Annotated in this window: 25 protein-coding genes and 1 pseudogene; 11 read left to right on the forward strand and 15 right to left on the reverse strand. The window is 68.9% G+C overall.

Features of this window, described 5'->3' with window-relative positions; all coding sequences use genetic code 11:
* Window positions 1-536: 536 nt before the first annotated feature.
* On the reverse strand, window positions 537-1,292 hold the full coding sequence (locus ACZ4MF_RS45745) for a hypothetical protein (RefSeq protein WP_467499933.1): 756 nt from the start codon (window positions 1,290-1,292) through the stop codon (window positions 537-539).
* Between the two features lie 10 nt (window positions 1,293-1,302).
* Complete coding sequence (locus tag ACZ4MF_RS45750; protein WP_467499935.1) at window positions 1,303-1,599, reverse strand: hypothetical protein; 297 nt, start codon at window positions 1,597-1,599, stop codon at window positions 1,303-1,305.
* Between the two features lie 1,637 nt (window positions 1,600-3,236).
* Here ACZ4MF_RS45750 and ACZ4MF_RS45755 point away from each other — a divergent pair.
* The 4 genes from ACZ4MF_RS45755 (at window position 3,237) to ACZ4MF_RS45770 (ending at window position 5,585) form a co-directional block, all read left to right on the forward strand.
* Entirely contained in the window at window positions 3,237-3,566 is a 330-nt protein-coding gene (locus tag ACZ4MF_RS45755) for an MmyB family transcriptional regulator (RefSeq protein WP_467499937.1), read from the forward strand.
* A 177-nt stretch (window positions 3,567-3,743) separates the two neighbouring features.
* Window positions 3,744-4,175 carry an Rrf2 family transcriptional regulator gene (locus ACZ4MF_RS45760; RefSeq protein ID WP_467499939.1) on the forward strand — a complete coding sequence of 144 codons (432 nt, stop codon included), beginning with the start codon at window positions 3,744-3,746 and terminating at the stop codon, window positions 4,173-4,175.
* Between the two features lie 81 nt (window positions 4,176-4,256).
* The gene (locus ACZ4MF_RS45765) at window positions 4,257-5,003 is read left to right on the forward strand and encodes an SDR family NAD(P)-dependent oxidoreductase (protein ID WP_467499940.1); all 747 of its coding nucleotides are present in this window, start codon (window positions 4,257-4,259) and stop codon (window positions 5,001-5,003) included.
* A gap of 378 nt (window positions 5,004-5,381) precedes the next feature.
* On the forward strand, window positions 5,382-5,585 hold the full coding sequence (locus tag ACZ4MF_RS45770; protein ID WP_467499971.1) for a helicase associated domain-containing protein: 204 nt from the start codon (window positions 5,382-5,384) through the stop codon (window positions 5,583-5,585).
* Window positions 5,586-5,901: 316 nt separating this feature from the next.
* On the opposite strand, the gene ACZ4MF_RS45775 is transcribed toward ACZ4MF_RS45770, so the two are convergent.
* Entirely contained in the window at window positions 5,902-6,711 is an 810-nt protein-coding gene (locus tag ACZ4MF_RS45775; protein WP_467499941.1) for an IS5 family transposase, read from the reverse strand.
* Window positions 6,712-6,987: 276 nt separating this feature from the next.
* Window positions 6,988-7,575, reverse strand: a complete 588-nt coding sequence (locus ACZ4MF_RS45780; protein ID WP_467499943.1) for a TetR/AcrR family transcriptional regulator — start codon at window positions 7,573-7,575, stop codon at window positions 6,988-6,990.
* 105 nt (window positions 7,576-7,680) lie between these two features.
* Between ACZ4MF_RS45780 and ACZ4MF_RS45785 the strand changes: the two genes are divergently transcribed.
* Entirely contained in the window at window positions 7,681-8,496 is an 816-nt protein-coding gene (locus ACZ4MF_RS45785) for an oxidoreductase (protein ID WP_355397198.1), read from the forward strand.
* A gap of 236 nt (window positions 8,497-8,732) precedes the next feature.
* On the opposite strand, the gene ACZ4MF_RS45790 is transcribed toward ACZ4MF_RS45785, so the two are convergent.
* Both ACZ4MF_RS45790 and ACZ4MF_RS45795 read right to left on the reverse strand, forming a co-directional pair.
* Window positions 8,733-9,197, reverse strand: a complete 465-nt coding sequence (locus ACZ4MF_RS45790; protein WP_467499945.1) for a GrpB family protein — start codon at window positions 9,195-9,197, stop codon at window positions 8,733-8,735.
* A 482-nt stretch (window positions 9,198-9,679) separates the two neighbouring features.
* Window positions 9,680-10,192, reverse strand: coding sequence for a hypothetical protein (locus ACZ4MF_RS45795; protein WP_467499947.1), 513 nt, complete (start codon window positions 10,190-10,192; stop codon window positions 9,680-9,682).
* A 201-nt stretch (window positions 10,193-10,393) separates the two neighbouring features.
* Here ACZ4MF_RS45795 and ACZ4MF_RS45800 point away from each other — a divergent pair, with 201 nt between their 5' ends.
* The 3 genes from ACZ4MF_RS45800 to ACZ4MF_RS45810 all read left to right on the forward strand — a co-directional run bounded on the left by ACZ4MF_RS45800 (window position 10,394) and on the right by ACZ4MF_RS45810 (window position 11,948).
* Entirely contained in the window at window positions 10,394-10,735 is a 342-nt protein-coding gene (locus ACZ4MF_RS45800) for a hypothetical protein (protein ID WP_467499949.1), read from the forward strand.
* A gap of 95 nt (window positions 10,736-10,830) precedes the next feature.
* Complete coding sequence (locus tag ACZ4MF_RS45805) at window positions 10,831-11,157, forward strand: transposase family protein (protein WP_467499973.1); 327 nt, start codon at window positions 10,831-10,833, stop codon at window positions 11,155-11,157.
* Between the two features lie 308 nt (window positions 11,158-11,465).
* Window positions 11,466-11,948 (forward strand): transposase, encoded by a 483-nt coding sequence (locus ACZ4MF_RS45810; protein WP_467499951.1) that lies wholly within the window; start codon window positions 11,466-11,468, stop codon window positions 11,946-11,948.
* Between the two features lie 431 nt (window positions 11,949-12,379).
* Here the strand turns inward: ACZ4MF_RS45810 and ACZ4MF_RS45815 are convergent, their stop codons facing one another.
* The 3 genes from ACZ4MF_RS45815 to ACZ4MF_RS45825 are packed head-to-tail and all read right to left on the reverse strand — an operon-like array spanning window position 12,380 to window position 13,939.
* On the reverse strand, window positions 12,380-12,802 hold the full coding sequence (locus ACZ4MF_RS45815) for an arsenate reductase ArsC (RefSeq protein WP_467499953.1): 423 nt from the start codon (window positions 12,800-12,802) through the stop codon (window positions 12,380-12,382).
* A 31-nt stretch (window positions 12,803-12,833) separates the two neighbouring features.
* On the reverse strand, window positions 12,834-13,568 hold the full coding sequence (locus ACZ4MF_RS45820) for an aquaporin (protein ID WP_467499955.1): 735 nt from the start codon (window positions 13,566-13,568) through the stop codon (window positions 12,834-12,836).
* A complete protein-coding gene (locus ACZ4MF_RS45825; RefSeq protein WP_467499957.1) occupies window positions 13,565-13,939 on the reverse strand; it encodes an ArsR/SmtB family transcription factor in 375 nt (124 codons plus the stop codon). Before ACZ4MF_RS45825 ends, ACZ4MF_RS45820 begins: the two co-directional genes overlap by 4 nt.
* A gap of 105 nt (window positions 13,940-14,044) precedes the next feature.
* Here ACZ4MF_RS45825 and arsM point away from each other — a divergent pair, with 105 nt between their 5' ends.
* Complete coding sequence (gene arsM, locus ACZ4MF_RS45830) at window positions 14,045-14,938, forward strand: arsenite methyltransferase (RefSeq protein ID WP_467499959.1); 894 nt, start codon at window positions 14,045-14,047, stop codon at window positions 14,936-14,938.
* 696 nt (window positions 14,939-15,634) lie between these two features.
* Here the strand turns inward: arsM and ACZ4MF_RS45835 are convergent.
* From ACZ4MF_RS45835 to ACZ4MF_RS45860, 6 genes are all read right to left on the reverse strand, one after another.
* Window positions 15,635-15,868: a hypothetical protein gene (locus tag ACZ4MF_RS45835; RefSeq protein ID WP_467499975.1), complete on the reverse strand. Its 234-nt coding sequence runs from the start codon at window positions 15,866-15,868 to the stop codon at window positions 15,635-15,637.
* A gap of 436 nt (window positions 15,869-16,304) precedes the next feature.
* A complete protein-coding gene (locus ACZ4MF_RS45840; RefSeq protein ID WP_467499961.1) occupies window positions 16,305-16,940 on the reverse strand; it encodes a TetR/AcrR family transcriptional regulator in 636 nt (211 codons plus the stop codon).
* Between the two features lie 167 nt (window positions 16,941-17,107).
* Window positions 17,108-17,533, reverse strand: a complete 426-nt coding sequence (locus ACZ4MF_RS45845) for an ATP-binding protein (protein WP_467499963.1) — start codon at window positions 17,531-17,533, stop codon at window positions 17,108-17,110.
* 429 nt (window positions 17,534-17,962) lie between these two features.
* Window positions 17,963-18,436, reverse strand: a complete 474-nt coding sequence (locus tag ACZ4MF_RS45850) for a nuclear transport factor 2 family protein (RefSeq protein ID WP_467499965.1) — start codon at window positions 18,434-18,436, stop codon at window positions 17,963-17,965.
* 447 nt (window positions 18,437-18,883) lie between these two features.
* Entirely contained in the window at window positions 18,884-19,828 is a 945-nt protein-coding gene (locus tag ACZ4MF_RS45855; protein ID WP_467499967.1) for a pentapeptide repeat-containing protein, read from the reverse strand.
* Between the two features lie 79 nt (window positions 19,829-19,907).
* On the reverse strand, window positions 19,908-20,702 hold the full coding sequence (locus ACZ4MF_RS45860) for a helix-turn-helix domain-containing protein (RefSeq protein ID WP_467499976.1): 795 nt from the start codon (window positions 20,700-20,702) through the stop codon (window positions 19,908-19,910).
* Between the two features lie 111 nt (window positions 20,703-20,813).
* Here ACZ4MF_RS45860 and ACZ4MF_RS45865 point away from each other — a divergent pair, with 111 nt between their 5' ends.
* On the forward strand, window positions 20,814-21,827 hold the full coding sequence (locus ACZ4MF_RS45865; RefSeq protein WP_467499969.1) for a zinc-dependent alcohol dehydrogenase family protein: 1,014 nt from the start codon (window positions 20,814-20,816) through the stop codon (window positions 21,825-21,827).
* A gap of 137 nt (window positions 21,828-21,964) precedes the next feature.
* Window positions 21,965-22,210: pseudogene (locus ACZ4MF_RS45870) on the forward strand (helix-turn-helix domain-containing protein); the annotation flags it as partial.
* Window positions 22,211-22,300 lie beyond the last annotated feature (90 nt).

The following is a 22,300-nucleotide window of genomic DNA, read 5'->3' on the forward strand; positions in this document are numbered from 1 at the left end:
ACAACCACCCCGACCCACCCCCAAATTCCCACCACAAACACAGAACACCAGGACGCAACAACCCAGCTACAGCAGAACTACCGCTCCGTCACACCCAGGCCGGAAGACAGAACCCGAAACCCGAAGGAGGGATGCAGAGGCCAAGGCCCAACCCTGGAAGGGCGAGACGGCATGTGAGAGGGCCCGAGGACCGGGCGGACGTGCCCGAGGACCGGGCGGACGTGCCAGCCCTCCCCCACCCCTTCTGCGGGCCGACAGGCCCCACGCAGCCCCACGCCCAGCCAGCGCGGCGGCCCCGCCGACGCGCAACAGACCCACAGGCTGCCCCGCCCCGAGGCCGCCACCGCCACCCGCCCTCATTCCTCACCTACCTTCAAAAAGCGCGGGTCAAGTGGCAGCAGAGGGGATGTCAGACCCCCCGACCACGCCCGACAGGGCCGGTGACCAGGGGCTTTGGGAAAGCCGACTCGGAGGCCGCGCAACCTCCAGCGCCCGGCACAGAAACTGCTCCGGGGGTGTTTTCTATTTGCTCGGAATTATGCCGCCTTCTCTCGCTCCTTCTTCCGCCTATTGATAACCGTCGTGCTCTGCCCGGGTGGCGGGTCGTCTTCGGTGCTGGACTGGAGGTAGGCGAGGAGGACCTGGTGGGCCTTGACCCACGGATCGATGGTCTTCTTCCCTGGCGTGCCACCGCCGGGCGTGAGGACTCGAACTGCTGCGGCGAGCCATGGTTCGACGTCTAGCGGTTGGATCACGTAGCAGGCCATCAGGAAGGCGATGGCCTGGTCGGGGTCCACGGGCAAGATATCCCCACTAATGATGCGGCGGGTGGTGCTGCAGGGCAGTAGCCAGGGCTGGCCGCACGCTTGCCGCATCTCGCCGGGCGTTGGGTAGCCGGCCCACACATGCTGGTGGCGCAGGGCCCGGCTGAGGTCCGCCGCAGACGCGATGAGGTTCGGGTCGGGTGCCTTGTGTACGTAGAACGGCGCCCTGGTCGCGCGGCGTGCGCCGAGCCATAGCTGTAGGCCGTGGTCCAGAGCGGCGCTGATGCCCTCGAAGTATCCCTCTTCACCAGTGGTAGTCAGCGTGATGAATGAGTCGACTGTTTTCCAGGAGGGAACGGACGTGCCGGAGGCGGCACGCTCGAACGTCGCCTTCGACGGCATGCCGCGCGCAAGCCCGGCCATCTCTTCATACGTCAGACGGGCCGCGGCCTTGCGGCGGCGCAGGAAGTCTGCGAGCTTCGCGCGCGCCGGGACGGTGCGGTCCACGGGCTTCTCGGGGCGTCCCATGACGGCCGCCTCAGTTACCTGCGCTGAGGTAGGCGCGCACGAGGCGGCCGATCCGGCCGGCTCGTCGGCCACCGGTCCCCACCGCCACGACGACCGCGGCGCCGATGCTGGAGGCCCCCGCGAGGAGGGCCAGGACGTTGCGGACGTCCATGCCCAGCTCGGCCAGGATCGCCGCAGTGACGATGCAGGCGATGATCACGAGTGCGTGCGGCATGCCGAAGCGGCCGCTCGTAGAGGTCGCCTCGCCGGCGAAGGACGTCGGCTCGGTGTCCGCGGTATACGCCGCGGCGGAGGGCTTTGCGCCCATAGGGGTCTCCCTAACCACCGTCCGGCGACCCACAGAATCGCCGGACGGTGCTACTCGGCTCCAACCGTTGTCCACCCGTGCATCTAGCGAGAGTTGGCGCTCTCAACGCACGCATGGACCTGCTGCCGCTAGGGTCCCAGCCCGCTACGGCACGAATGAAGCCGATCTGACCATTGGCTCACAAACGCACCAAAGCAGCCCCTGTGACGGCCGACACAATGAGTAAGAAGCTTCCTTGCCCTGGGAGGGGTCGCGTTGGGCAATGACAGATGCTGACGCCGCAGGTCACGGCGCTGCACAGGGCCCTAGCATGCGACATGCGGATCCCCAGCCCGGCCCCTTTTATCAATCCCGACTTTCTTAACATCTAGCTCAATTGGGCCAACACTCTTTGACCTGCGTTGATTCAATTCCATGCCGCCTGTGATCGGTTCGATCCTCCCTTTCCAGGGAGACTCTTCATCACAGGCACGGGCCGATTTAGTTGATAGTTGACCGTGTCAGCCCTGATTGCTACTGGCTCCAACCGCGCAGCTCAGGGAAATGGGGGTTGTTGGCGCAACCCCCTAGGTGAAGCCGATCGCCGCGCCTTCCCGGCGGGCATCGGCTTCACCTGCATCACGGACACCGATGACCGCGCGCGCCATGGGGGTTTGTAGCGGCACGGAGAACCCGATGCGCTGGCCGTACGATGATCAGCGCGACCGCCCGCCGCGCCCTTGGTGCCGGCCCCCGGGACGCGCACGGCATCCGTGCCTCCCAGGCCGACCTCATCGACTGCCTCCCTGGAATCCGTCTCCCTGACCTTGAGGAACTACGAGCCCGGGGAGTGCTGGGCTCACGCCCCGAGCCGGCGCCGACTCAACGAAGGGTCCTGGGCATCGGCGGGCGAACCGACGAGCAGGCCTAGCAGGCCCAAGGGATGAACGACGTTAGATTGAGCGGCTGAACGAGCAGGTCGGCCGGTCAGGGGGTAGAGCGTTGGATGCCGAGGGCAGGCAGGACGGACGGCACTCACAGGGGCAGTGGTTCGAGCAGTCTCCAGCCGCGCCGCCGGTCCCCCGGACACCCCCGGTACCGGCGTACGCTCCGGGGGCCCCTCCGCAGCCTGGGGCAGCGTTTCTGACCTGGCTGCGCGCGCCGCGTCCCGAGGCTGGGCTGGGTATTTGGCGGCTGGGGCACAAGCCGCGGCCGCGGGCCGGCTGAACACCCGTGACATCAAGGTGCAGGCTGGCGACGGGGGTTCAGTGCGGTGGGTGTAGTGAGCGCTGTCCGAAGTACGGGGGTGGCCATCCTCTTTTGTGCGCTTCGATCGTTCGGCGGGTGTGGGGCGGTGGGTGGGGGCAGCCGTACATGAGGTCGGGCTCTTGCATCGCCCAGGACAGCGCGTAGTGGGCGGGGCTGAACGGCCAGATCGTTTCCGGTGGCTTGGCCGGAGCACGTGAGCCTTTGCGTCGTTTGGGCCGGGGCGGCTGGGGCGGCTGGGGCGGGCGCAGTTTGCAGCTTTCGGCGAAGCCTGTCAGGGAGGGCAGGCCGGTGCTGCCCAGTGGGTCGGTGAACAGCGGCCCGCTGGTCCCTGATGCGATGCGCCACGCGAACGCGGCGGCGAGCAGCAGGGGTCGTGCCCAGGCGGGCACGTGGTGGGTCATGCAGCCCTGGCGCAGTCCGTCGTCGTGAAGGGTGATGGTGGAGGCGTCCGGGGCCAGGTCACGGACGTGGGCGGTGGCCAGTTGTGTGGTGGAGGCTGCGGTGAAGACGGCGGTGGCAAGGTGGGCGGCGAGGTGCGGGTGCGCGGCTGCCTGGGCAGCAAGACCAAGACCTTCCACCACCCGCAGGCCGGACGGCTGACACTCGCCTACCAGACGTTCGAGGTTCAGAACGCTCCCGGCCAGAACCTCCTGGTCGGCACCGCCGAACCCGCAACCCTCGACGCCCGCCGCTTGGCCTCGCTCGACGCCCCGCACTGAGGGCGACCGGAGCGGTACGGCCGACCGGCGGTGACTCAGACCGTCGGTGCCCGTCGGCTGCCCTGACCCGTTGCGATCGTTTCCCGAGCGGAGCCTCCACGCAGGGAACACCCCGGGCACTCGCCCAGAGCAGTCGTAACTGTTACTGTTACACCACGACGAGAGGGGATGGAAGGCATGGGGGCCAACAGCAGGCTGACCGTCGCCGCGCACGCCCTGACCTGGATCGGGCTGTATCAGCGCCGGGGCCACGAGGTCGCCACCTCCGAGCAGATCGCGACGAGCGTCAACACCAACCCCGTGGTGATCCGTCGACTGCTATCCCAGCTGCGCAAGGCCGGCCTGGTCGACTCGCGAAGAGGGGCCGGCGCCGGCTGGACGCTGTCGCGGGATCTGCCGACGATCACCCTGCTCGACGTCTACGAAGCGGTGGAACCGGGGCCGATCTTCGCCCTGCACCCCGCCGCGCCCGACCCCGAGTGCGTCGTGGGCCACGGCATCGCGCCGGTGCTGGGCGCCGCCTACGACAGCGTCGAGACCGCCCTTCGCGCAGAACTGGCGAGAACCACGCTGGAGGACGTACTGCGCGACGTACTGAAAGCCGCCTAGCTTCGACTGCAGGTCGTGGCGGGCGGCCCTTTCGCACCTGAATCGTAACAACAACAGTTACATCGAGCATCGGAGAATGTCATGGGACAGCTGGACAACAAGACCGCCCTCGTGACCGGGGCCTCCACCGGCATCGGCCTGGCCATCGCCCGCCGGTTCGCCGCCGAGGGAGCCACCGTCTACCTCACCGGCCGTCGCGAGGCCGAGCTGAAGAGTGCCGTCGGACAGGTCGGCGGCCGCGCCATCGGCATCCGGAGCGACGTATCGAAGCTCGACGACCTCGACCGGCTCTTCACCGAGATCACCGAGCGAAGCGGCCGTCTCGACATCGTCGTGGCCAACGCCGGCGTCGGCGACTCCGGCCCGCTCGGCACGATCACCGAGGCGGAGTACGACCGCACCACCTCCATCAACCTCAAGGGCACGGTCTTCACCGTCCAAAAGGCGCTCCCCCTGCTGCCGGCCGGCGCCTCGGTGATCCTGCTCTCCTCCAGCGCGGCCCTGCGCGCTGTCCCCGGCTTGGGCATCTACGCCGCCACCAAGGCCGCGATCCGCAGCCTCGCCCGCACCTGGGCCGCCGAACTCGCCGGCCGCGGCATCCGAGTCAACGCCCTCACCCCCGGCCCCGTCACAACCCCCGGTGCCGACGAACTGCGGGCCGCACTCCCGCGAGACGACCAGGCCGACGAGCCCGCCGCACCGACCCCACTCGGCCGGGCCGGCCATCCCGATGAAGTCGCGGCCACTGCCCTCTACCTGGCCGGGGACCAGAGCTCCTTCACCACCGGCGCGGAACTGTTCGTCGACGGCGGTGCCACCCAGCTCTAGCCACGCAGACCGCCCTCGGCGCAATCCCACGCCGAGGGCGATTCACTGACACCCAGGGCCAGGTCAGTCGAGCCGAGCACTGCGAGCGCTACGCCCGCTGGCACGGAAAACGAAAGGTAGGTCTGCACCCCCTCGACGCGCATCGTGAAGACTCACTGTTCGTCCCGCTGGTCAGCCGCACTCGGCGGCGCAATCTCCAACCGCACTGGACAGACGCCATCAAGCGCTGGCTGGCCCGGCAACGGCAGCACACCGTATGGCAGAGCCTGACGGACAGGCAGCGTGAACTGCTGGAGGCCATCGGCGTCGTACCGCTCCCACCGGAGCAGGAAACACCCGCGGCGGCCACCAAGCGCGGCTCTGGGGCCTTTGAGCGGGGTGTCGCGGCCCCTCGCGCAGTACAAGACCCGCACCGGCTCCGTGACCGTCCCAAGAAGCCACGTAGAGACCGTCGCCGTCGACGGCCAAGAACACGCCGTGAAGCTCGGCGTGTTTCTCAGCAACACCAAGAGCAGGCGCGGGAAGCTCACCACCGACAAACTCCAGCAACTCGCCGCCCTCGGACTCGACTGGGCGGCATAGGCGTGCCTTGTGTCCGCAGAGACCGTGTGCGGGCGGGGACGTGTTGTTATTGAGCAGGTTGAGCGGCGGCGCCGCTTTCGCGATGCCGATGGCAGGCCGTGTTGCATTTCAGCGGCGGGGTTGTGAGGCAGATCATGCGCTGGGGTGCTGTTGTGGGAGTCATGCTCTGCGGCTAGTGCTGGCGTGGGCCGTCCAGCCGGTCGCGGTGGCCCAGGGCTCCGCGACCGTGATGACGAAGTCGACGACGGGGTCCTTGACGTCGGCATAGGTGCCGGTGTTACTGACGGTCTCTGCGAGGACGCTCTTACTGATCGTTTCAGAATGACTTTCGAAGGCGTCGGAGGCAGATGATGCTGCAGGCGAGATCGAGCAGTCCCTGGTGGAGATCGGCGCGTCGCTCGTAGCGGGTGCGGAGGCGCTTGAACTGGTGGAGCCAGGCGAAGGCGCGCTCTACGACCCAGCGCACCTTGCCGAGTCCGGAACCGTGGGCGACGCCGCGTCGGGCGATCATCGGCTTGATGCCGCGCTTCCACACCAGACCGCGATACTTGTCGAAGTCGTAGCCCCGGTCAGCGAACAGCCTCCGAGGCCGGCGGCGCGGGCGTCCTCGCAGACCGCGGATCGGTGGGACCGCGTCCAAGAGCGGTATGAGCTGGGTGACGTCATGCCGGTTCCCACCGGTGAGCGTGATGGCCAGCGGTGTTCCGTGCCGGTCGACGATCGCATGGTGCTTGGAGCCGGGGCGGGCACGATCGACAGGAGAGGGTCCGACGTGATCTCCCCCCTTGAGCGACCGCACGTGGGAGCCGTCCACGGCGCAGTCGTCCAGGTCCAGCAGGTCCGCGCGGCGCAGTTCGGTCAGCAGCGCGGCGTGCAGGCGAGGCCAGGCGCCGGCTTCTGTCCAGTCTCGCAGTCGGCGCCAGGCCGTGACTCCGGAGCAGCCCACGGCCTGCGCGGGGACATCGCGCCATGCGACACCGGTCCGCAGCACGTAGATGATGCCGGCCAGGGCCGCCCGGTCCGGGACTCGCAGTCGCCCGGGGTGACGATGGCGCCGCTCAGGAGCGGGCGGCAGCAGCGGAGCCACCCGCTCCCACAGGTCATCCGGTACGAGATCAACACGCATCCGGAAACCCTGCCGACCAAGATCGCCAGATGCAAGGTCTACTGCTCACTCACCTGAGTGGACGTCAAGTCCGCTTCTGATAGCGCCTCGTCCGGGCTGGGTGAGGAAGCCTTGACGGGTGAGGCCGAGGCGGCTGCGGGTGATGTTGACGGACGCCTCGTCAGTGGCATGCCGAGGACTCCGTGCAGCTCGCGTACCCGGAGCGCCTCGTCGGGGTGCTGGCTGAAGGCGCGATCACCGGACGGCGCGCCCTCACCAAGGCCGTCAGACACGACGCTACCGGGCAGGTTGGGCGTTCAGCAGTGCGAGGGCGTTGTGGACGCCCTGGTCGAGGACGTCGTCGGCGAGCTCGGGATCGGCCAGGGCGCGGGCGAGCTGGAGCGTCCCGACCATCATGGCGAAGACGCCGAGCGCCTGTGCGCGCGCCGAGGGCGGGTTGTCGGGTGCCAGACGGCTGGCGATGTCGTCGATGACGGTCAGCAGCCCGTCGGTGAACGCCTGCTTGGTCGCGTCCTTGCATCGCCCGATCTCGTCGAGGAGAGCGGCCGTGGGGCAGCCGTTCTCGGGGTCGTCACGGTGCTCGGTGGACAGGTAGGCGCGGACGAACTGCTCGAGCCCGGCGCGGCCGGGTGCGAGTGCTTCAAGGCTCGCGTTCTGCGCGCCGAGCTGGTCGGCGACGGCGTTCGCGACGAGGTCCTCCTTGGAGGCGAAGTGGGCGTAGAAGGCGCCGTTGGTCAGCCCCGCGTCCGACATCAGCGCGGAGACTCCTGAGCCGTCGATGCCGTCCTTCTTGAACCGACGGCCGGCGGCCTCGATGATCCGCTGCCGCGTCGCCTGCTTGTGATCCTTCGCGTAGCGCGCCACGTGCTCCTCCTCCTAGCCCCGGTGGAGAGGCCGCTTGCCGCTCTCCGTCTCCCGTCCTAGAGTAATTGCATTACGGTCATAATTCAATCAATGAGGAGGCTCATCATGACCACGAACCGGCCGGTAGCACTCGTGACCGGAGCATCGTCAGGCATCGGCAAGGCGGCCGCCTCCGCGCTCGCCGAGGCGGGATTCGAGGTCGTCGGCACGAGCCGCCGAGCCTCAGCGGACGACCGCCGCGAGGGCGTGACGTTCCTCGACCTCGACGTGGCCAGCGACACCTCGGTCGCCAGCCTGGTCGACCGCGTGATCGAGCGGTTCGGACGGATCGACGTCCTGGTCAACAACGCCGGCATCGGCTCCGCAGGCGCAGGGGAGGAACGCTCCCTCACCCAGGACCAACAGCTGTTCGACATCAACGTCTTCGGACTGATCCGCATGACCAAAGCCGTCCTGCCGCACATGCGCGCCCAGGGCAGCGGCCGGATCATCAACATCTCATCCGTCCTCGGGTTCGTCCCCGCGCCATACATGGCCGCCTACGCCGCGTCCAAGCACGCCGTCGAGGGCTACTCCGAATCCCTGGACCACGAGGTCCGCCAGCACGGCGTCCGCGTCCTGCTCGTCGAGCCCGCCGTGACCAGGACCGCGTTCGAGGCCAACTCCCCGAAACCCGCCACGCCCCTGCCGGCCTACGAGCAGCAGCGCCAGGTCTTCGAGCGCGTGATGGCCGCGGCGATGAAGGACGGCGACGACCCCGCCACCGTCGCCAAGGCGATCGTCGCCGCGGCGGCCGACCCGAAGCCGAAGCTGCGCTACCCCGCCGGACCCACCGCCGGACGCGTCAGCACCCTGCGCCGCCTCGTTCCCGCTCGTGCCTTCGACCGGCAGATCCGCAAGCTGAACCAGCTGCCCGCCTGACCGCAACCCCCATCCCCCGACACCACAATCCGCACCACGCAGAGGGCGTACGGAGGCAAGGTGATGAGGACGTAGCCGTCGCCGCCCTTGCCACCGGTGCCGCCTGCTGCCATGAGGGGCGTCGGCGACCATGCCGCCGGACTGACTGCCTGCGCCCGGGTTCGCCGTCGCATCCCGGCTCGCCGGTCTGCCCGCTCTTCGACGCCCCGACGCCCTCGAAAGTCATTCTGAAACGATCAGTTAAAGCGGGCATAGGCAGGGACTGCTTCGGGGTGTGCCCGGAACCAGTCGCGGAACAGCAGGGCGAGTCGCTCGTTGGGGGCGCCGAGGACGCGGACGTGCAGGTTGACGTCCTCGCCTGCGTGCCCGCGCCGTGACCACAGTCTCTTCGTCCAGCGCTCTGGGACATCGTCGCGTCCTGCGGGGACGTGGTCGTGCTGGTAGGCGGATCGTTGGAAGCCCTGGTCGGCCAGAGGCTGGTCGAAGGCGCACTCAGCCTCCAGGAGATCGTTGACGCTGACCTGCAGGTCGAAGATCGGTTTGGCTGCCATGCCGGGGATCGCAGTGCTGCCGATGTGCTCGACGTGCAGCGCCAGTGGCGCGAGCGTGGAGCGCAGTTCGTCGGTGAGGGCGAGAGCCCGTGCCTGCCAGGTGGGGTCATGGTCGACCACGAAGGGAGCGCTCGTCGTGTCCTTGGCCATCTGATCAAGTATAGGGAATGAGGCCATGGCTAACTACAGGACCCGATCGTTCCCATTCGGGCTCGGGGGAGGCGGCTGACATGGCTGGTTGCGGCGGCCTGCTCTCGGAGCCGGATGACCTCCTCGTGCTGTGCGGCGAGCCGGGCCAGGGCCTGGTTGCGGAAGTCGATGAGGAAACGCCGGCGGCCTCCACACGTCGCAACAGCGCAGCGTCCCGCACCACTTCGGCGTAGGGCTGCGCCGGCTGCTGCCGGTGCCGGCGTGGCTTCAGGGGCGGGGCGGGCTGCCGGAAGGCTACTGCCACCGCGTGATGCTGGACGCTGTGCGGGCCGATGACCCAGATCCACCCCCTTGCCACACAGCGCCCGCGCCGTTCCCCGGCTCGCCCTTTTCGGACTCACTGCGCACCGGTGCGGTCGGTGACCTGCATTGTTGTCACGTGCAGGTCACTGTACGCTCGGCCTTCGGCGCCGGCGTACGGGTCAGCAGGAGGAGTAATCGCCCCAGGTGGCGCCATTGGCGTAGGCGTGCCAGGAACCGCCGGCCTCGGAGCAGCCGTCGGGACTGGTGACGACCGCCTGCCAGGTGTCGGGGTTCGCTGAGTGGATGGACACCCACAGGGTGTACACGTCCAGCGTCGGGGCGTCGACGGTGTTCCCGCCTGTGCACACCTGCGGCACGTAGTCCAGCGTCTGCACGCACGGGTTCGCCGAATAGAAGGCTCCGCTGTGGGTGGCCCAGAACTTCTGGGAGTACTGGAAGTGGGCTCGGACATTGCCGCAGCTGTCGTACTGCTGCTCCACCTGGCCCGCGTACATGCCGTCGATGTTGATGTTGCCGGGGTTGCCGATGTCGATGATCGTGCAACCGGCCGGGGCGGCCTGCGTGGGGGCGGCCTGCGCGGTGCCGCCGACGCCGACGGCGGCACCGCCAGCGAGAGCGAGGGTGGCGGCAGCCATGGCGATGACGCGCCTCTTCTTCCCACGTTTCAGCATGGGTGTGTTTCCCCCTCGTCGTTGATGCCCCTTACCGGGACAGCTGGTGATTCCCTCGTGCTGCTACCGAGCAAAAGGACTTCCAGAAACGCGGCGGTTCCCGTCGACCCCGGCTACGAGCCATTGCTCCCGACCGCCTGACGGTGACGCTACGGTCACGGGTCCTTGGCCTGTCCTAGATACGTCCTGTCGGGTCGGCGGTTGGCGGAGATCGAAGCGCGGCGCGAGGCCGGCCTGCCCGTCGGCTCCACCACAGGTGCGCTGACCGAAGAGCGCAGGGACGCGCTCGAAGCCATCGACCCGTCCTGGTGCCCGGCCTGGCCGGTCGCCTGGCCGCGCTGCTACAAGCTGTGCCGCAACCTCATCGAGGCCGGCACCGAACTGCCCACCACTCCCGGACAGATGACGCTCCAGGGCGAGGATGACGGCGGCCGTGGAAAACGGCTCTGCCAAGATTTCCGTGAAACGGGCACTGTGCTTCCGTGCACTGGTGACGCTCCGTCACGCGGAACGCGACACTCAGCCTGTGTGAGGAGCTGCTGAAGACGGTGTTCCCGCACCTCGATGAGGTGCGGGAACAAGTGGTGCCCGATGGGGATCTGTTACGGATCGTGGCGAGTACAACCCCGAGGAAACCGGTGCCGTGCCCGGACTGCGGAGCGCCGTCCCGTCGCCGGCACAGCGGGTATCAACGTCGGCTCGCCGACGGCGCGGTCGGGGGCCGCCGGGTACGGATCGAGCTGGATGCTCCGCCGCCTGTTCTGCGACGCTCCGGGCTGCGTCCGGGTCACCTTTGCCGAGCAGGTGGAGGGACTGACCGTGCGCTAGGGACGCCGGACACCGCTGCTGGGACATCTGCTGGAGGCGATCGGTGTCGTACTGGCCGGACGGCCCGGTGCCCGGCTGGCCGCGTTGCTGCCCGCGCCAGTCAGCCGCACCACGATGCTGCGCCTGCTCATGGCTGACGCTGTCGGGGATCTTGGAGATTCGGAGCTCAGGGGGGATGGCCGACAGGCGGATCCCGTCTTCGCGAACAGAGCTGTTTCCGCTGCTCAACTGGGTTTGCGTGGCCTCTGCGGAGTTCAGGATCACGCCCCCTGTAACGGTTTCGCGAAACGCCAGAACTGCGCCCTGTGGTGTTGAAGTGGCGGATGGTGTATTCGTCAACTCCTCACCTGGGTGTAGCCCTTGCGGTGTCAGTTCGAGTGAACTGCGCTCTGCGTTGTGGGTGCTGCTGCGACGGTGAAGCTCCGTCCCACCGGAGGAGACCGAGTTGTGCATTCAGCTCCGTTCCGGCTCGGAGGTGCCGGAGCTGACCGTGAAGGTCGCCCGCGCCAGCAATCCGCACGGCACCACCGCCATGGCCATCCGCGACCATCTCGACGGCCTTTGGCGGGACGAGGACTTTGTCGAGTGGTACCCGCGGGACGGCAAGCCGGGGCTCTCTCCGGCGCAGATGGCGACCGTGTCGGTCCTCCAGTTCCTCCTGGATCTCTCCGACCGCCAGGCCGCCGAGGCCGTCCGCTGCCGGATCGACTTCACATACGCCTTGGGCATGGAACTGGACGACCCCGGCTTCCACCACAGCGTCCTGACAGACTTCCGCGAGCGCCTGGCCGAGGGCGGCAGGGCGGACAAACTCCTTGACCTCGTCCTTGAACGGATCAAAGCCGCCGGACTGGTCAGGGAACGAGGACGGCAGCGGACCGAACTCCACCCACCTCCTGAGCGCCGTCCGGGACCTGACGCGCCTTGAGATGGTCACCGAGGCCATGCGAGCCGCCCTGGAGGAAATCGCACGTCGGGCACCACAGGAGCTGGTCGGTCTGGTCACGGACGAGTGGGGCGAACGCTACGGACGGGCGGCCCGGCGGGGGCAGGTGGACCTGTCGCTAGTCAGCGTGTCCTCCACAGTGGCCCGCGCCCACCACCACGCGGCCGGGATGGTGGTGCGTGAGGAAGTGCTGACCGCTCTCGAAGAGGCCGTCGCGGGCGAAAAGGGGCGACGTACAAGGACGAAAGGGGCAGGCCGCCTCGGCCGACGGCGAGTCCGGCGACGCCCGGCAGGATGAGCGGCGACGACTGCGGCGCAGGCGCCGGGCCCGTTTGAAGGCTGCTCGGCTGGGCGGCGGTCCCGGAGGCTCGTGCTGTTCAGGAGCGGCTGACGGGGGCTGTCTGCCGCAGAGGTCAGGCCGCTGCCGGAATGCCGAGTTCGGCAAGCAGGCCGCGCACGCGCTGCTCGATCTGGTCCCGGATGGGTCGCACGGCGTCCACGCCCTGGCCCGCCGGGTCGTCCAGTTGCCAGTCCAGATACCGCTTGCCGGAGAAGACCGGGCAGGTGTCCCCACAGCCCATGGTGATCACCACGTCCGAGGACTGCACGGCTTCTGGGGTGAGGACCTTCGGCTTCTGCGCGGAGATATCGATTCCGACCTCTTTCATGGCTTCGACCACGGCTGGGTTGACGGTGTCGGCGGGCGCGGAGCCTGCCGAGCGGACCTCAACGTGATCGGCGGCAAGGTGGGTGAGGAAGGCGGCGCCCATCTGGGAGCGGCCGGCGTTATGGACGCAGACGAACAGCACCGACGCACGCGGGGCGGGAGCGCTCATGGCAGGAGTCTTTCTGGAGAGCGGGGCGGGGTCAGGAGGAGGCGAGTTCGGGTTCGCCGTGCGGGACGACGACCTCGTCTCCGGCGGGAGCAGGGCGGCCGTAGACCACCGCAACGGCGCCCAGTCCGAGCGCAGCTCCGAGCAGTTGAGCCGCGATGAAGGGGGCGACTGACGCAGGCGCGATTCCGGCGAAGGTGTCAGTGAAGGCGCGGCCGATGGTCACTGCCGGGTTCGCGAACGAGGTGGAGGAGGTGAACCAGTAGGCGGCTCCGATGTAGGAGGCCACCGCGGCCGGGGCGAGCGAGGCGCGGCCGATCCTGCCCAGGCCGAAGATCAGCAGGATCAGCCCGGCCGTGGCGACGATCTCGCCCAGCCAGAGGTGGCCGGCGGACCGATCGTGGGTGGAGAACTGCACGAGCGGCTTCGCGAACATCGCGTCGGCCAGGATCTCCCCGCCGATCGCCCCCGCGATCTGGGCCGGCACGTAGGCGGCGACGTCCCGCAGGGTGAGCCCGTCGGCGGTGCGGCGGCCGGTGAACCAGGCCGCGAGGGTCACGGCAGGGTTGAAGTGCGCTCCGGAAACCGGGCCGAGAAGCATGATGAGTACGCCCAGGCCGAAGACGGTGGCGAGGGAGTTGGCAAGCAGCTGCACGCCCACGTCCCGCGTGAGTGCGGTGGCCTGGATGCCGGAGCCGACGACGACCGCGACCAGCAGCCCGGTCCCCAGGGCTTCAGCAGCGACGCGGCGGCCGAGGGATGCGGTCACGCGGTGGCTCCTGCGGTCTGCGGCGTGGTCAGGAATGCGGCCAGCTGGTCCAGGGCGCCGGGGAGCACCCAGTAGTACACCCACGTGCCGCGGCGTTCGCAGTCGATGAGGCCGGCCTGGCGCAGCAGCTTGAGGTGGTGGGAGATCGTCGGCTGGGACAGGTCGAAGGCGGGCGTCATCTCGCACACGCAGACCTCGCCGCCCTCCCGCGAGGCGATCATCGACAGCAGCCGCAGCCGGACCGGATCCCCGAGGGCCTTGAACACCTTCGCCAGTTGAGCCGCGCGCTCATCGTCCAGCGGCGCGGACGCGAGACCGTCGCAGCAGCCGTCGGCGTCCTGGCCGATCACCTCAAGCTCTTGTTTCGACATGGCTCTATGTTGACGTTTTTCGATTCAAGGCGCAAGGTTGCATCAAGGAACGTCAATACAAGCCGTTCCGGGGCACCGCCATGCCCCGTCACTCAGGAGTGAGTCATGAGCGAGCAGTCCACCGACCTGCGTGAAACCGTCCGCGAGCGCTACGCCGCGGCAGCCGTGAAGGTCACTGAGGGCAGCACAGCCTGTTGCGGTCCGCAGCCGGTCGAGGTCGACGAGAACTTCGGCTCCACCCTCTACGCCGCCGACGAACGCGACGCACTGCCCGCCGAAGCCGTCGCCGCCTCCCTCGGCTGCGGCAACCCCACCGCCGTCGCCGAACTCCGCGACGGCGAGCGCGTCCTGGACCTCGGCTCCGGCGGCGGCATCGACGTCCTGCTCTCCGCCCGCCGCGTCGGCCCGACGGGGGAGGCGTACGGGCTGGACATGACCGACGAGATGCTCGCCCTCGCCCTGGCCAACGCCGCCAATGCGGGCGCGACGAACGTCGAGTTCCTCAAGGGCACCATCGAATCCATCCCGCTGCCCGCCAACACCATCGACGTCGTGATCTCCAACTGCGTGATCAACCTGTCCGTCGACAAGCCCGCCGTCTTCGCCGAAACCTTCCGCGTCCTCAAGCCCGGCGGCCGCATCGGCGTCTCCGACGTCGTCGCCGACGACACCCTCACCGCCGAACAGCGGGCCGAACGCGGCGACTACGCCGGCTGCATCGCAGGCGCCCTCTCCTTCGCCGAATACCGCACGGGCCTCGAAGCCGCCGGCTTCACGGACATCGAGATCACCCCCACCCACCAGGTCGCCGACGGCATGCACTCCGCCATCGTCCGAGCCACCAAGCCGACGGCCGCAGACGCCTCCTCCGAAGCGGCGCGGTCGGCCGACGCGTGCTGCGGCGTCAACGCCTGCTGCACCCCCGGCGAGACCTCCGCCGACCCCGCCCTGACCATCACTGAGGCCAAGACGGCATCCGGCTGCGGCCGCCAGCACTGAGGCCACGCGGGGCAGAGCCCGCACACCACGAGCACTGCCCATCGCGGCCCGGCACGCCGACCAGCGCGGAGCCAGTCACCCGAGCCGACAGCGACGCGATGCGGTGGTTCGGATCGCCGCCAGGACGACACCCGTCACGGGATCGCGATGCACGGGGACGTACAGACCCCAGTCGGCGACACCGGCCGTGAGCCAGCCTCCGGCCCACGGGGCGTCGGTGGTCGTGAGTACGCGACCGGCGAGCGAGCCACCCAGGAGTCGGACGATCACAGCGGTACCTCCATCCGGCGGGACTCTCCCGCCTCACCCCTTCTTGGGACTCGGCACCTGAAAGACAGCACCGGAGCGCCGGCGACTTCCGTCCCGGCTCCGCCGCCGGGGCTGACGGCGGCGAGGCGCGGCGACCCCGGCCGACGCGCAACCGGGCTGAGCGCGCCCCGATCCCCGGCCGCGGCCGCGCCGCCCATCCCGCCCGTCCCTTCCTCCTTCACTGCAGCCAAGGGACATGGGCAGAGCAGCCACAACGGGGATGTCAGCGGGCCGACCACGGCAAAACCGTGTGGTGACCTGCACGGACACAGGGACGGTCCTGCGGGCCGCGCAACACCTAGCGCAACCCTCGGCGCAACATCCAGCGCAACAGATAGGCGCAACCCTTGGCGCACCCTCGTGCTCCTGGTCGCCCGAGGCGCGCGGTCACGCGGCCTGGACGGCTCGCCGGGCGCGGGCCAGCTGGCGCAGCTCGGAGCGCGCCGCCGGCACCGAAGGGACGGTCTCCCAGTAGGGGTGCCACCACAGCCGTACGGACAGGAGCAGCAGGCGGCGGCGCAGGGCGGTGGTGTCGCGGGGGCGGGGTGCAGCGAGTGCTTGGTAGGTGGCGTTCCACGGCTTGCACCCTTCCTGCAGGACGTCCCCGTCCTCGCGGCGCAGCTGGCCGACCTGATCCACCACGGTCCCTCCGCACCCGTGTGGCGCCCCGTCCACGACCCCGACCAGCAAGTTGTCGCCAGTCTCTGAAAAGTGACCCTCAGCCGTTACTTGGGTTCTAACGCTTGTCACCAGGTTGGTTGAGGACCGTCGCACGTGAGCAGACCACGGCAGTGTCGCCGGGGCTCTGCGGGTTCGGCGTGTCTGCGACCCGCGACCGGAAAGCTACGCGCCAAGGCGGTCCGTACCCGCGCCGATCATCAATGCCCCGGCTGCCGGTCAGCGTGCCGTCAACATCTCCCGCGCCCGCTCCGGACGCTGAGAGAACAGGCCGCGGCGCCACACTCAGCACCTTGTGGCCGCTGCGCAGCATCACCGCCCTCGGTCAAACGGTCCTTGCTCCCAGCCGGGCGGGGCCAGGCTGCCTCGACGAAGGACCTCACCGGGTGGTACCCGCGGGGGAAACGGGAGCCGGGTTGTGGGCCGAGGCGACCGCCTGCTCCGGCAGCGGCGATGCTGCCGCGTGAGCGACCGTCAGCAGGACGCGCGCGGCGTCCCTGGCGTGCCGGGCCGGCTCCGGGGACCCGGAGATGGCCGCCGTGGTCATGGCGCCCTCGGCGAGGAGGACGAGCTGGTCGGCCAGCCAAGTGGGCGCGTCTGCGGCGGCCACGAGATCGGCGAGATAGCGCCGGAAGGCGTCCTTGTGAGCCTTCGCGATATCTGCCACCTCCTGCGAGGTCGCTCCCAGCTCGCCGAAGGCGTTGATGAAGCCGCAGCCGCGGAAGTCCGGCTCGTTGAACCAGAGGAACAGCCAGTCGAAGACCGCCAGAATCCGCTGTGCGGGTGTGTCGTAGGTGTCCACGTACTCGGCCAGATCGCGGAGCCACCTCGCGTCCCGCCGCCTCAGGTACGCCTCGATCAGGGAATTCTTGGAAGGGAAGATCTGGTACAAGCGCTTGAGGGGCACGGCGGAGGCGGTGCGAATCGCATCCATTCCCACCGCCTGTATGCCTTGGCGATAGAACAGATCCTCGGCAGCGTCGAGAATCCGCTGCTCAGTCGCTTCGAGTTCCACTTTGATCACCTCATCTGAGAAAACGACCGTTCTCCCACGGTACAGCGCGCCCGGCGACAAGGTGTATTCCCCGTGCGGACCAGGTCGCCCCTCTGGCGACCTGCGCGGACCGGAGCCGGGAGAGCTGCCCGCTGCCGACTGCCCGCTGCCCGCTGCCCGCTGCCCGCTCAAGCGAGCGCAAGTCCTGCCCGGGGCGCATCCGCCGACAAGGTGGCGACGCGAAGACCGGCGCGGTCCCGCCGGCGATCCCGTTCCTGGCGTGTTTCGGTCCAGTCCGCCAGGTATTCGACGATGCCCACGCCGCGGCCGTGCTCATCATGGGCATCGGGACGGCGAGAGTGGGGCACGGATGCCGAGGCGCCGGAGTCCGCAACCTCGATGCACACGGCCAGGCCTTCGAAGGTGAGGCTCACGATCCTGTCGGCCCGGCCGTGCTGGGCCGCATTCCCCGCGAGCTCGCCGACGATCAGCAGGACGGAGTCCCGATCCTCCGGGGCAACGTCCCATCGGGCCAACAGCGACACGGCGAAGCGGCGGGCTGTGTGTACCCAGCGCTCCTCGGCGGGAAGGGCGATCACGCCGTGCCGGTTCATGTCCGTGCGAACGCAGGACGGCACAGCGGCTGCGGCAGCCGTCCGGGACGACTCGCCGGACGCGCACAGAGCCGTCGGCGGGAGTTGCGTTGCGCTTTGAGAGAGGGGCATGGGAACACACCCTTGAACTTTCCAGGCTCCGCGTCAGGAGGCTTACGTTCTGTGGCTTCTTTTCTCGTGGCCGCAGGCTGGGCCGGTGGCCGGGCCGAGGAGGCGGTCCCGCGGCGCTCGTGGCGGCCGAACCGCCTCGGAGACGTTGGGCTTCGCCGCATCCGGCCTCAAGCCGACCGAGTGGATGACGGCGTCGCCGAGCCGACCTCGACATACGCGACGGTCTCTGCTGCGGATGCGGCCTCGTGCCCCGGCCCGCCGTGGACCCGGCCTTTGGACCGGATGCACAGCGCGGGGCGGACGGGGCGGCCCAGGCGGTCAGAGACCGAGGTCGCTCAGGCCGGGGTGGTCGTCGGGGCGGCGCCCGAGCGGCCAGTGGTACTTGCGCTCCGACTCCTTGATGGGGAGGTCGTTGATGCAGGCGTAGCGCAGTCGCATCAGGCCGTTGTCGTCGAACTCCCAGTTCTCGTTGCCGTAGGAGCGGAACCAGTTGTGCGAGTCATCACGGCATTCGTAGGCGAAGCGCACGGCGATGCGGTTGCCGTCGAAGGCCCACAGCTCCTTGATGAGCCGGTACTCCAGCTCCCGGTTCCACTTGCGGGTGAGGAAGGCGATGATCTCGTCGCGCCCGTTGGCGAACTCCGCGCGGTTCCTCCAGCGCGAGTCCACGGTGTAGGCCAGGGCGACCTTCTGCGGGTCGCGGGTGTTCCAGCCGTCTTCCGCCAGGCGGACCTTCTGGATGGCGGTCTCCCGGGTGAACGGCGGGAACGGAGGGCGTGCTTCGTCAGTCATGTCGCTTCCTTTGGGTATGTGCGGTATCGCCGCCGGCGGGGTGTGGGTGCACCGTCGCGAGAACGAACGTTCTCGCCATCAAGCGCAACTGTACGAGAACGATGGTTCTCAGGCAAGACCGACACGACCACGACCTGGCAGCCCCCTGTCGGGTCATCGCGCGCAGACGCCCCCAGCCGGCACCGGGCCGTCCGTGCCACCTGTTCCGAGAACCTGCCGCGGGCCCGGCGACGCTGCGGGGCGGGCTCCGAGAACTCCACGGCTGCTCGCCGAGGGCCTGGCCCGCTCCCCGTGGGACGGGGCGGTCTTCCCGGCCGCGCTGCGCGAGATGCCAGTCCTGGACCAGCAGCCCGCTCCGCCCTCTGCCGACACTGCGTGATGAGGTCAACGCGCAGGCTCCTGCGGCTTGGCCCCGAGCTCCAGCTTGGTTCCCCGATAACCTCCCCATCAAGCCCCGGCCTGGTACCACTCGGGCGGCAGGCTCAGCATGTTGGGCAGGGGCTCTCCGGGCTCCGGCACAAGGCCCGTTGGCGATTGCCCGCTCGCAGTAGACAGGTCAACCGAGGCGCCGGAGAACTCCGCCTCGCTGAAGTAGACCGTAGCTCCGAAGAATGTTGCGCCGCGGAAGTTGACCCTGCCGCCGGAGAACTCCGCCTCACCGAAGTTGACGATGGCGCCGGAGAACACCGCCCCCCAGAAGTGGACCGTGGCGCCGGAGAACTCGGCCTGGCCGAAGTTGACCGTGCCGTCGGAGAACCTCGCGCCTCGGAAGTCGACCGTGCCGTTGGAGAACCACTCCTCACTGAAGTTGACCGTGGCGCCGGAGAACTCGGCCTGGCCGAAGTTGACCGTGCCGTCGGAGAACCTCGCGCCTCGGAAGTCGACCGTGCCGTTGGAGAACCACTCCTCACTGAAGTTGACCGTGGCGCCGGAGAACTCGGCCTCGCCGAAGTTGACCGTGCCGTCGGAGAACCTCGCGCCTCGGAAGTCGACCGTGCCGTTGGAGAACCACTCCTCACTGAAGTTGACCGTGGCGCCGGAGAACTCGGCCTCGCCGAAGTAGACCGTGGCGCCGGAGAATGCGCCGCTGAAGCCGACCGTGCCGCCGGAGAACCTTGCGTCACCGAAGTTGATCTCGCCGCCGGAGAACGGGCCGCTGAAGTAGACCGTGCCGTCGGAGAACGTCGCGCTGCGGAACTCGACCATGATGTCGGAGGACTCCCAGCCAGAGAAGCGGACCTCGCCGCCGGCGAGCGTTGCGGCGCCGAAGTACACCGTGGCGCCGGAGAGCATTGCTCCCCCGAAGTTGACCGTGCCGCCGGAGAACGTCGCGCCGTCGAACTTGGGACTGTGCAGCGAGCTATGTGCGGGTATGGCGAGGTGGACTGCCATGCTGGGGTCACTGTGCAGGTTGGACCTGGGTGCGCTGGAGCTGCCGCTCGGGTGTACGCGATGGATCGCCCGACCTGACTCACCGCGCCCGCAGGATCGCCGCCGACTCCTCGTCCAGGGGCAGGAAGGCCTCCAGATGCAGCTCCGCCACCGTGACGTCGACGGCGGTGGCGAACGTGGTTCGGGTGGTCAGCAGCCGCAGCTCGCCCTCGGGGCAGCGAAGTCGGAGCGGAACGGCGAATCCCAGGTGGTCCTGGGCGGGTTGGACGGGCGGGAGGTAGCCGGTCAACTCATCGGCGAGTGCGGCCAGTCGGGCATCCTGATGCTGGCGGGCCCGGGCGCGCTGGTTCTCGATGATGTGGCGGCCCCACTCGGCGAGGTTGATGACTCGGCGGGCCATGCCGTCCGGGTGCAGGGCCAGCCGGAAGACGTTCAGCGGCGGTTCGAGCAGATCCGGTGCAGCGCCTTCGGTGAGCACGTCGAACGCCCGGTTGGCGGCCACGAGTTCACCGTGCGGACGGGCCACCAGAGCGGGGTACGGCAGGTGGCCGTCCAGGATGCGCCGCAGGGCCTCGTACACCGGCCGGAGCAGCGGTGCGTCCAGCGCGGACTCCGGGTACTGCGCGGCGAAGCCGGCCGCGAGCAGCAATGCGTTGCGTTCGCGCAGTGTGAGACCGAGGGATGCGGCCAGGCGCAGCACGATGTCCCGCCCCGGCTGGGAGCGGCCGCGTTCGATGAAGCTCAGGTACCGCTGCGTGGTCCCCGCCAGGTGGGCCAGTTCCAGCTGGCTGAGACCGCGCAGGGTGCGCCACCGCCGCACCTGGGCGGGAAAGTCTGCGGGGTCGACTGTTGCGGGGGCCGATTCGCTCACCAGAGCGTTGTAACGCAACGGCACGCCGTGTGGCCATTCCCGGCAGGGAATTGAGCGGTGGCTCTCGACGCCCGACGATCCATCAGACAACCGTCCCTGGAGATCGGATCAGCCATGCGCTCGTACCACCTGCGGACACCGGGCAGTCTCGACGGAATCGTGCTGCAAGAACGGGGGATCCCCACGCCCGGCCCGGGGGAGATCTTGATACGGGTCCGCGCTGCCGCCTTCAACAAGCGTGACGCGCTCATCATGCACGGCCGCTACCCGCTGCCCACCCGCCCGGACGTGATCCCGCTCAGCGACGGCGCGGGTGAGGTCGTCGCGGTGGGTGAGCGGGTCACCCGCTTTCGGGTCGGTGACCGGGTGGTGGGCAGCTACTGGCCGCGCTGGCAGGGCGGCCGGCTCAGCACGGACCTGTACGACCAGCTCGGAAACACCTTGGACGGGATGCTCACCGAGTATGCCGTGCTCGACCAGGAGTGGGCGGTCCGCGTGCCCGACTCGCTCGACTGGACGGAGGCGGCCACCTTGCCCTGCGCCGCCGTGACTGCCTGGACCTCGCTCACTGGCGGACAGGGGCTGCTGCCGGGCCGCACGGTGCTCACCCTGGGCAGCGGAGGCGTCTCGCTGTTCGCCCTCCAGCTCGCCAAGGCAGCCGGCTGCCAGGTCATCTGCACTACGTCCAGCGATGCCAAGGCCGAGCGGCTGAAGACGCTGGGAGCCGACCACGTCATCAACTACACGAGCACGCCGGAGTGGAGCGCCGCTGTGCGCCAACTCACCGGCGGCGAGGGCGCGGACCTAGGCCTCGACACCATGGGCCCCGCCACCATCGAGCAGTCGATGCGGTCGTCGGCGCTGTACGGCGAGGTGGTGATGCTGGGCGGCGGCGCCACCGAGCCCTGCCTGCAGATCGATACCGCCACCTACGCCCGCACCATGACCACCATCCGGCGGGTTTTCGTAGGCAGCCGCGCGGACCTGGCTGACCTGGTCCGCGCCGTCCACGTGAACGCGATCCGCCCGGTGATCGACCAGGTCTTCCCGTTTGCCGAGGCCCGTGACGCCTTCGCCTACTACCTTTCCGGGCAGGCGTTCGGCAAGGTCGTGGTCGGTATCGACTGAGCCCGGGGTCGCAATCCACTCCCAGCCCATTGACCAGTACAAATAGCGAAGTCTGGCTGGAGTCCTACTGAACTTGATTGGGTGATGTCGGAGCCGTGCGCCTGACGGCGACCCGTCGGTTCCGGTAGCCCTGAGCTGTGAGGTACGCGCAGGGCGGCGGGTTGACCGACGTCGAGAGGGCCGCGCGGGAGCGGATCCGGCTGCAGGCCGTGGAACGCTTCGAGGACGGGGAGAAGAATCGGGAGATCGCTGTCGCGCTTCGGGTCAGCGAGCGGTCGGTGGAGCGGTGGCGCCGGGCCTGGCGCGAGTGTGGGGACGCCGGAGTCCGGTCGAAGGGATCTCCGGGTCGCCCGAGGCTCGGTCCGGTCCAGACCGCCAGACTAGGGAGTGTGCCGAGTTGAGATCTTCATGTGAGGCTGCGGAGCCAGATGACCGCCCCGCGTAAGTGGAGTCCGGCGAGGTAGCTGACAGGG

Source organism: Streptomyces sp. NPDC025793 (assembly GCF_055558375.1).

Coding starts and splice junctions, on each gene's coding strand:
- ACZ4MF_RS45745 (WP_467499933.1), bottom strand. CDS start 1,292: ATGGGACGCCCCGAGAAGCCCGTGGACCGCACCGTCCCGGCGCGCGCG.
- ACZ4MF_RS45750 (WP_467499935.1), bottom strand. CDS start 1,599: ATGGGCGCAAAGCCCTCCGCCGCGGCGTATACCGCGGACACCGAGCCG.
- ACZ4MF_RS45760 (WP_467499939.1), top strand. CDS start 3,744: ATGGGGGCCAACAGCAGGCTGACCGTCGCCGCGCACGCCCTGACCTGG.
- ACZ4MF_RS45765 (WP_467499940.1), top strand. CDS start 4,257: ATGGGACAGCTGGACAACAAGACCGCCCTCGTGACCGGGGCCTCCACC.
- ACZ4MF_RS45775 (WP_467499941.1), bottom strand. CDS start 6,711: ATGCGTGTTGATCTCGTACCGGATGACCTGTGGGAGCGGGTGGCTCCG.
- ACZ4MF_RS45785 (WP_355397198.1), top strand. CDS start 7,681: ATGACCACGAACCGGCCGGTAGCACTCGTGACCGGAGCATCGTCAGGC.
- ACZ4MF_RS45790 (WP_467499945.1), bottom strand. CDS start 9,197: ATGGCCAAGGACACGACGAGCGCTCCCTTCGTGGTCGACCATGACCCC.
- ACZ4MF_RS45795 (WP_467499947.1), bottom strand. CDS start 10,192: ATGCTGAAACGTGGGAAGAAGAGGCGCGTCATCGCCATGGCTGCCGCC.
- ACZ4MF_RS45815 (WP_467499953.1), bottom strand. CDS start 12,802: ATGAGCGCTCCCGCCCCGCGTGCGTCGGTGCTGTTCGTCTGCGTCCAT.
- ACZ4MF_RS45825 (WP_467499957.1), bottom strand. CDS start 13,939: ATGTCGAAACAAGAGCTTGAGGTGATCGGCCAGGACGCCGACGGCTGC.
- arsM (WP_467499959.1), top strand. CDS start 14,045: ATGAGCGAGCAGTCCACCGACCTGCGTGAAACCGTCCGCGAGCGCTAC.
- ACZ4MF_RS45845 (WP_467499963.1), bottom strand. CDS start 17,533: ATGAACCGGCACGGCGTGATCGCCCTTCCCGCCGAGGAGCGCTGGGTA.
- ACZ4MF_RS45850 (WP_467499965.1), bottom strand. CDS start 18,436: ATGACTGACGAAGCACGCCCTCCGTTCCCGCCGTTCACCCGGGAGACC.
- ACZ4MF_RS45855 (WP_467499967.1), bottom strand. CDS start 19,828: ATGGCAGTCCACCTCGCCATACCCGCACATAGCTCGCTGCACAGTCCC.
- ACZ4MF_RS45865 (WP_467499969.1), top strand. CDS start 20,814: ATGCGCTCGTACCACCTGCGGACACCGGGCAGTCTCGACGGAATCGTG.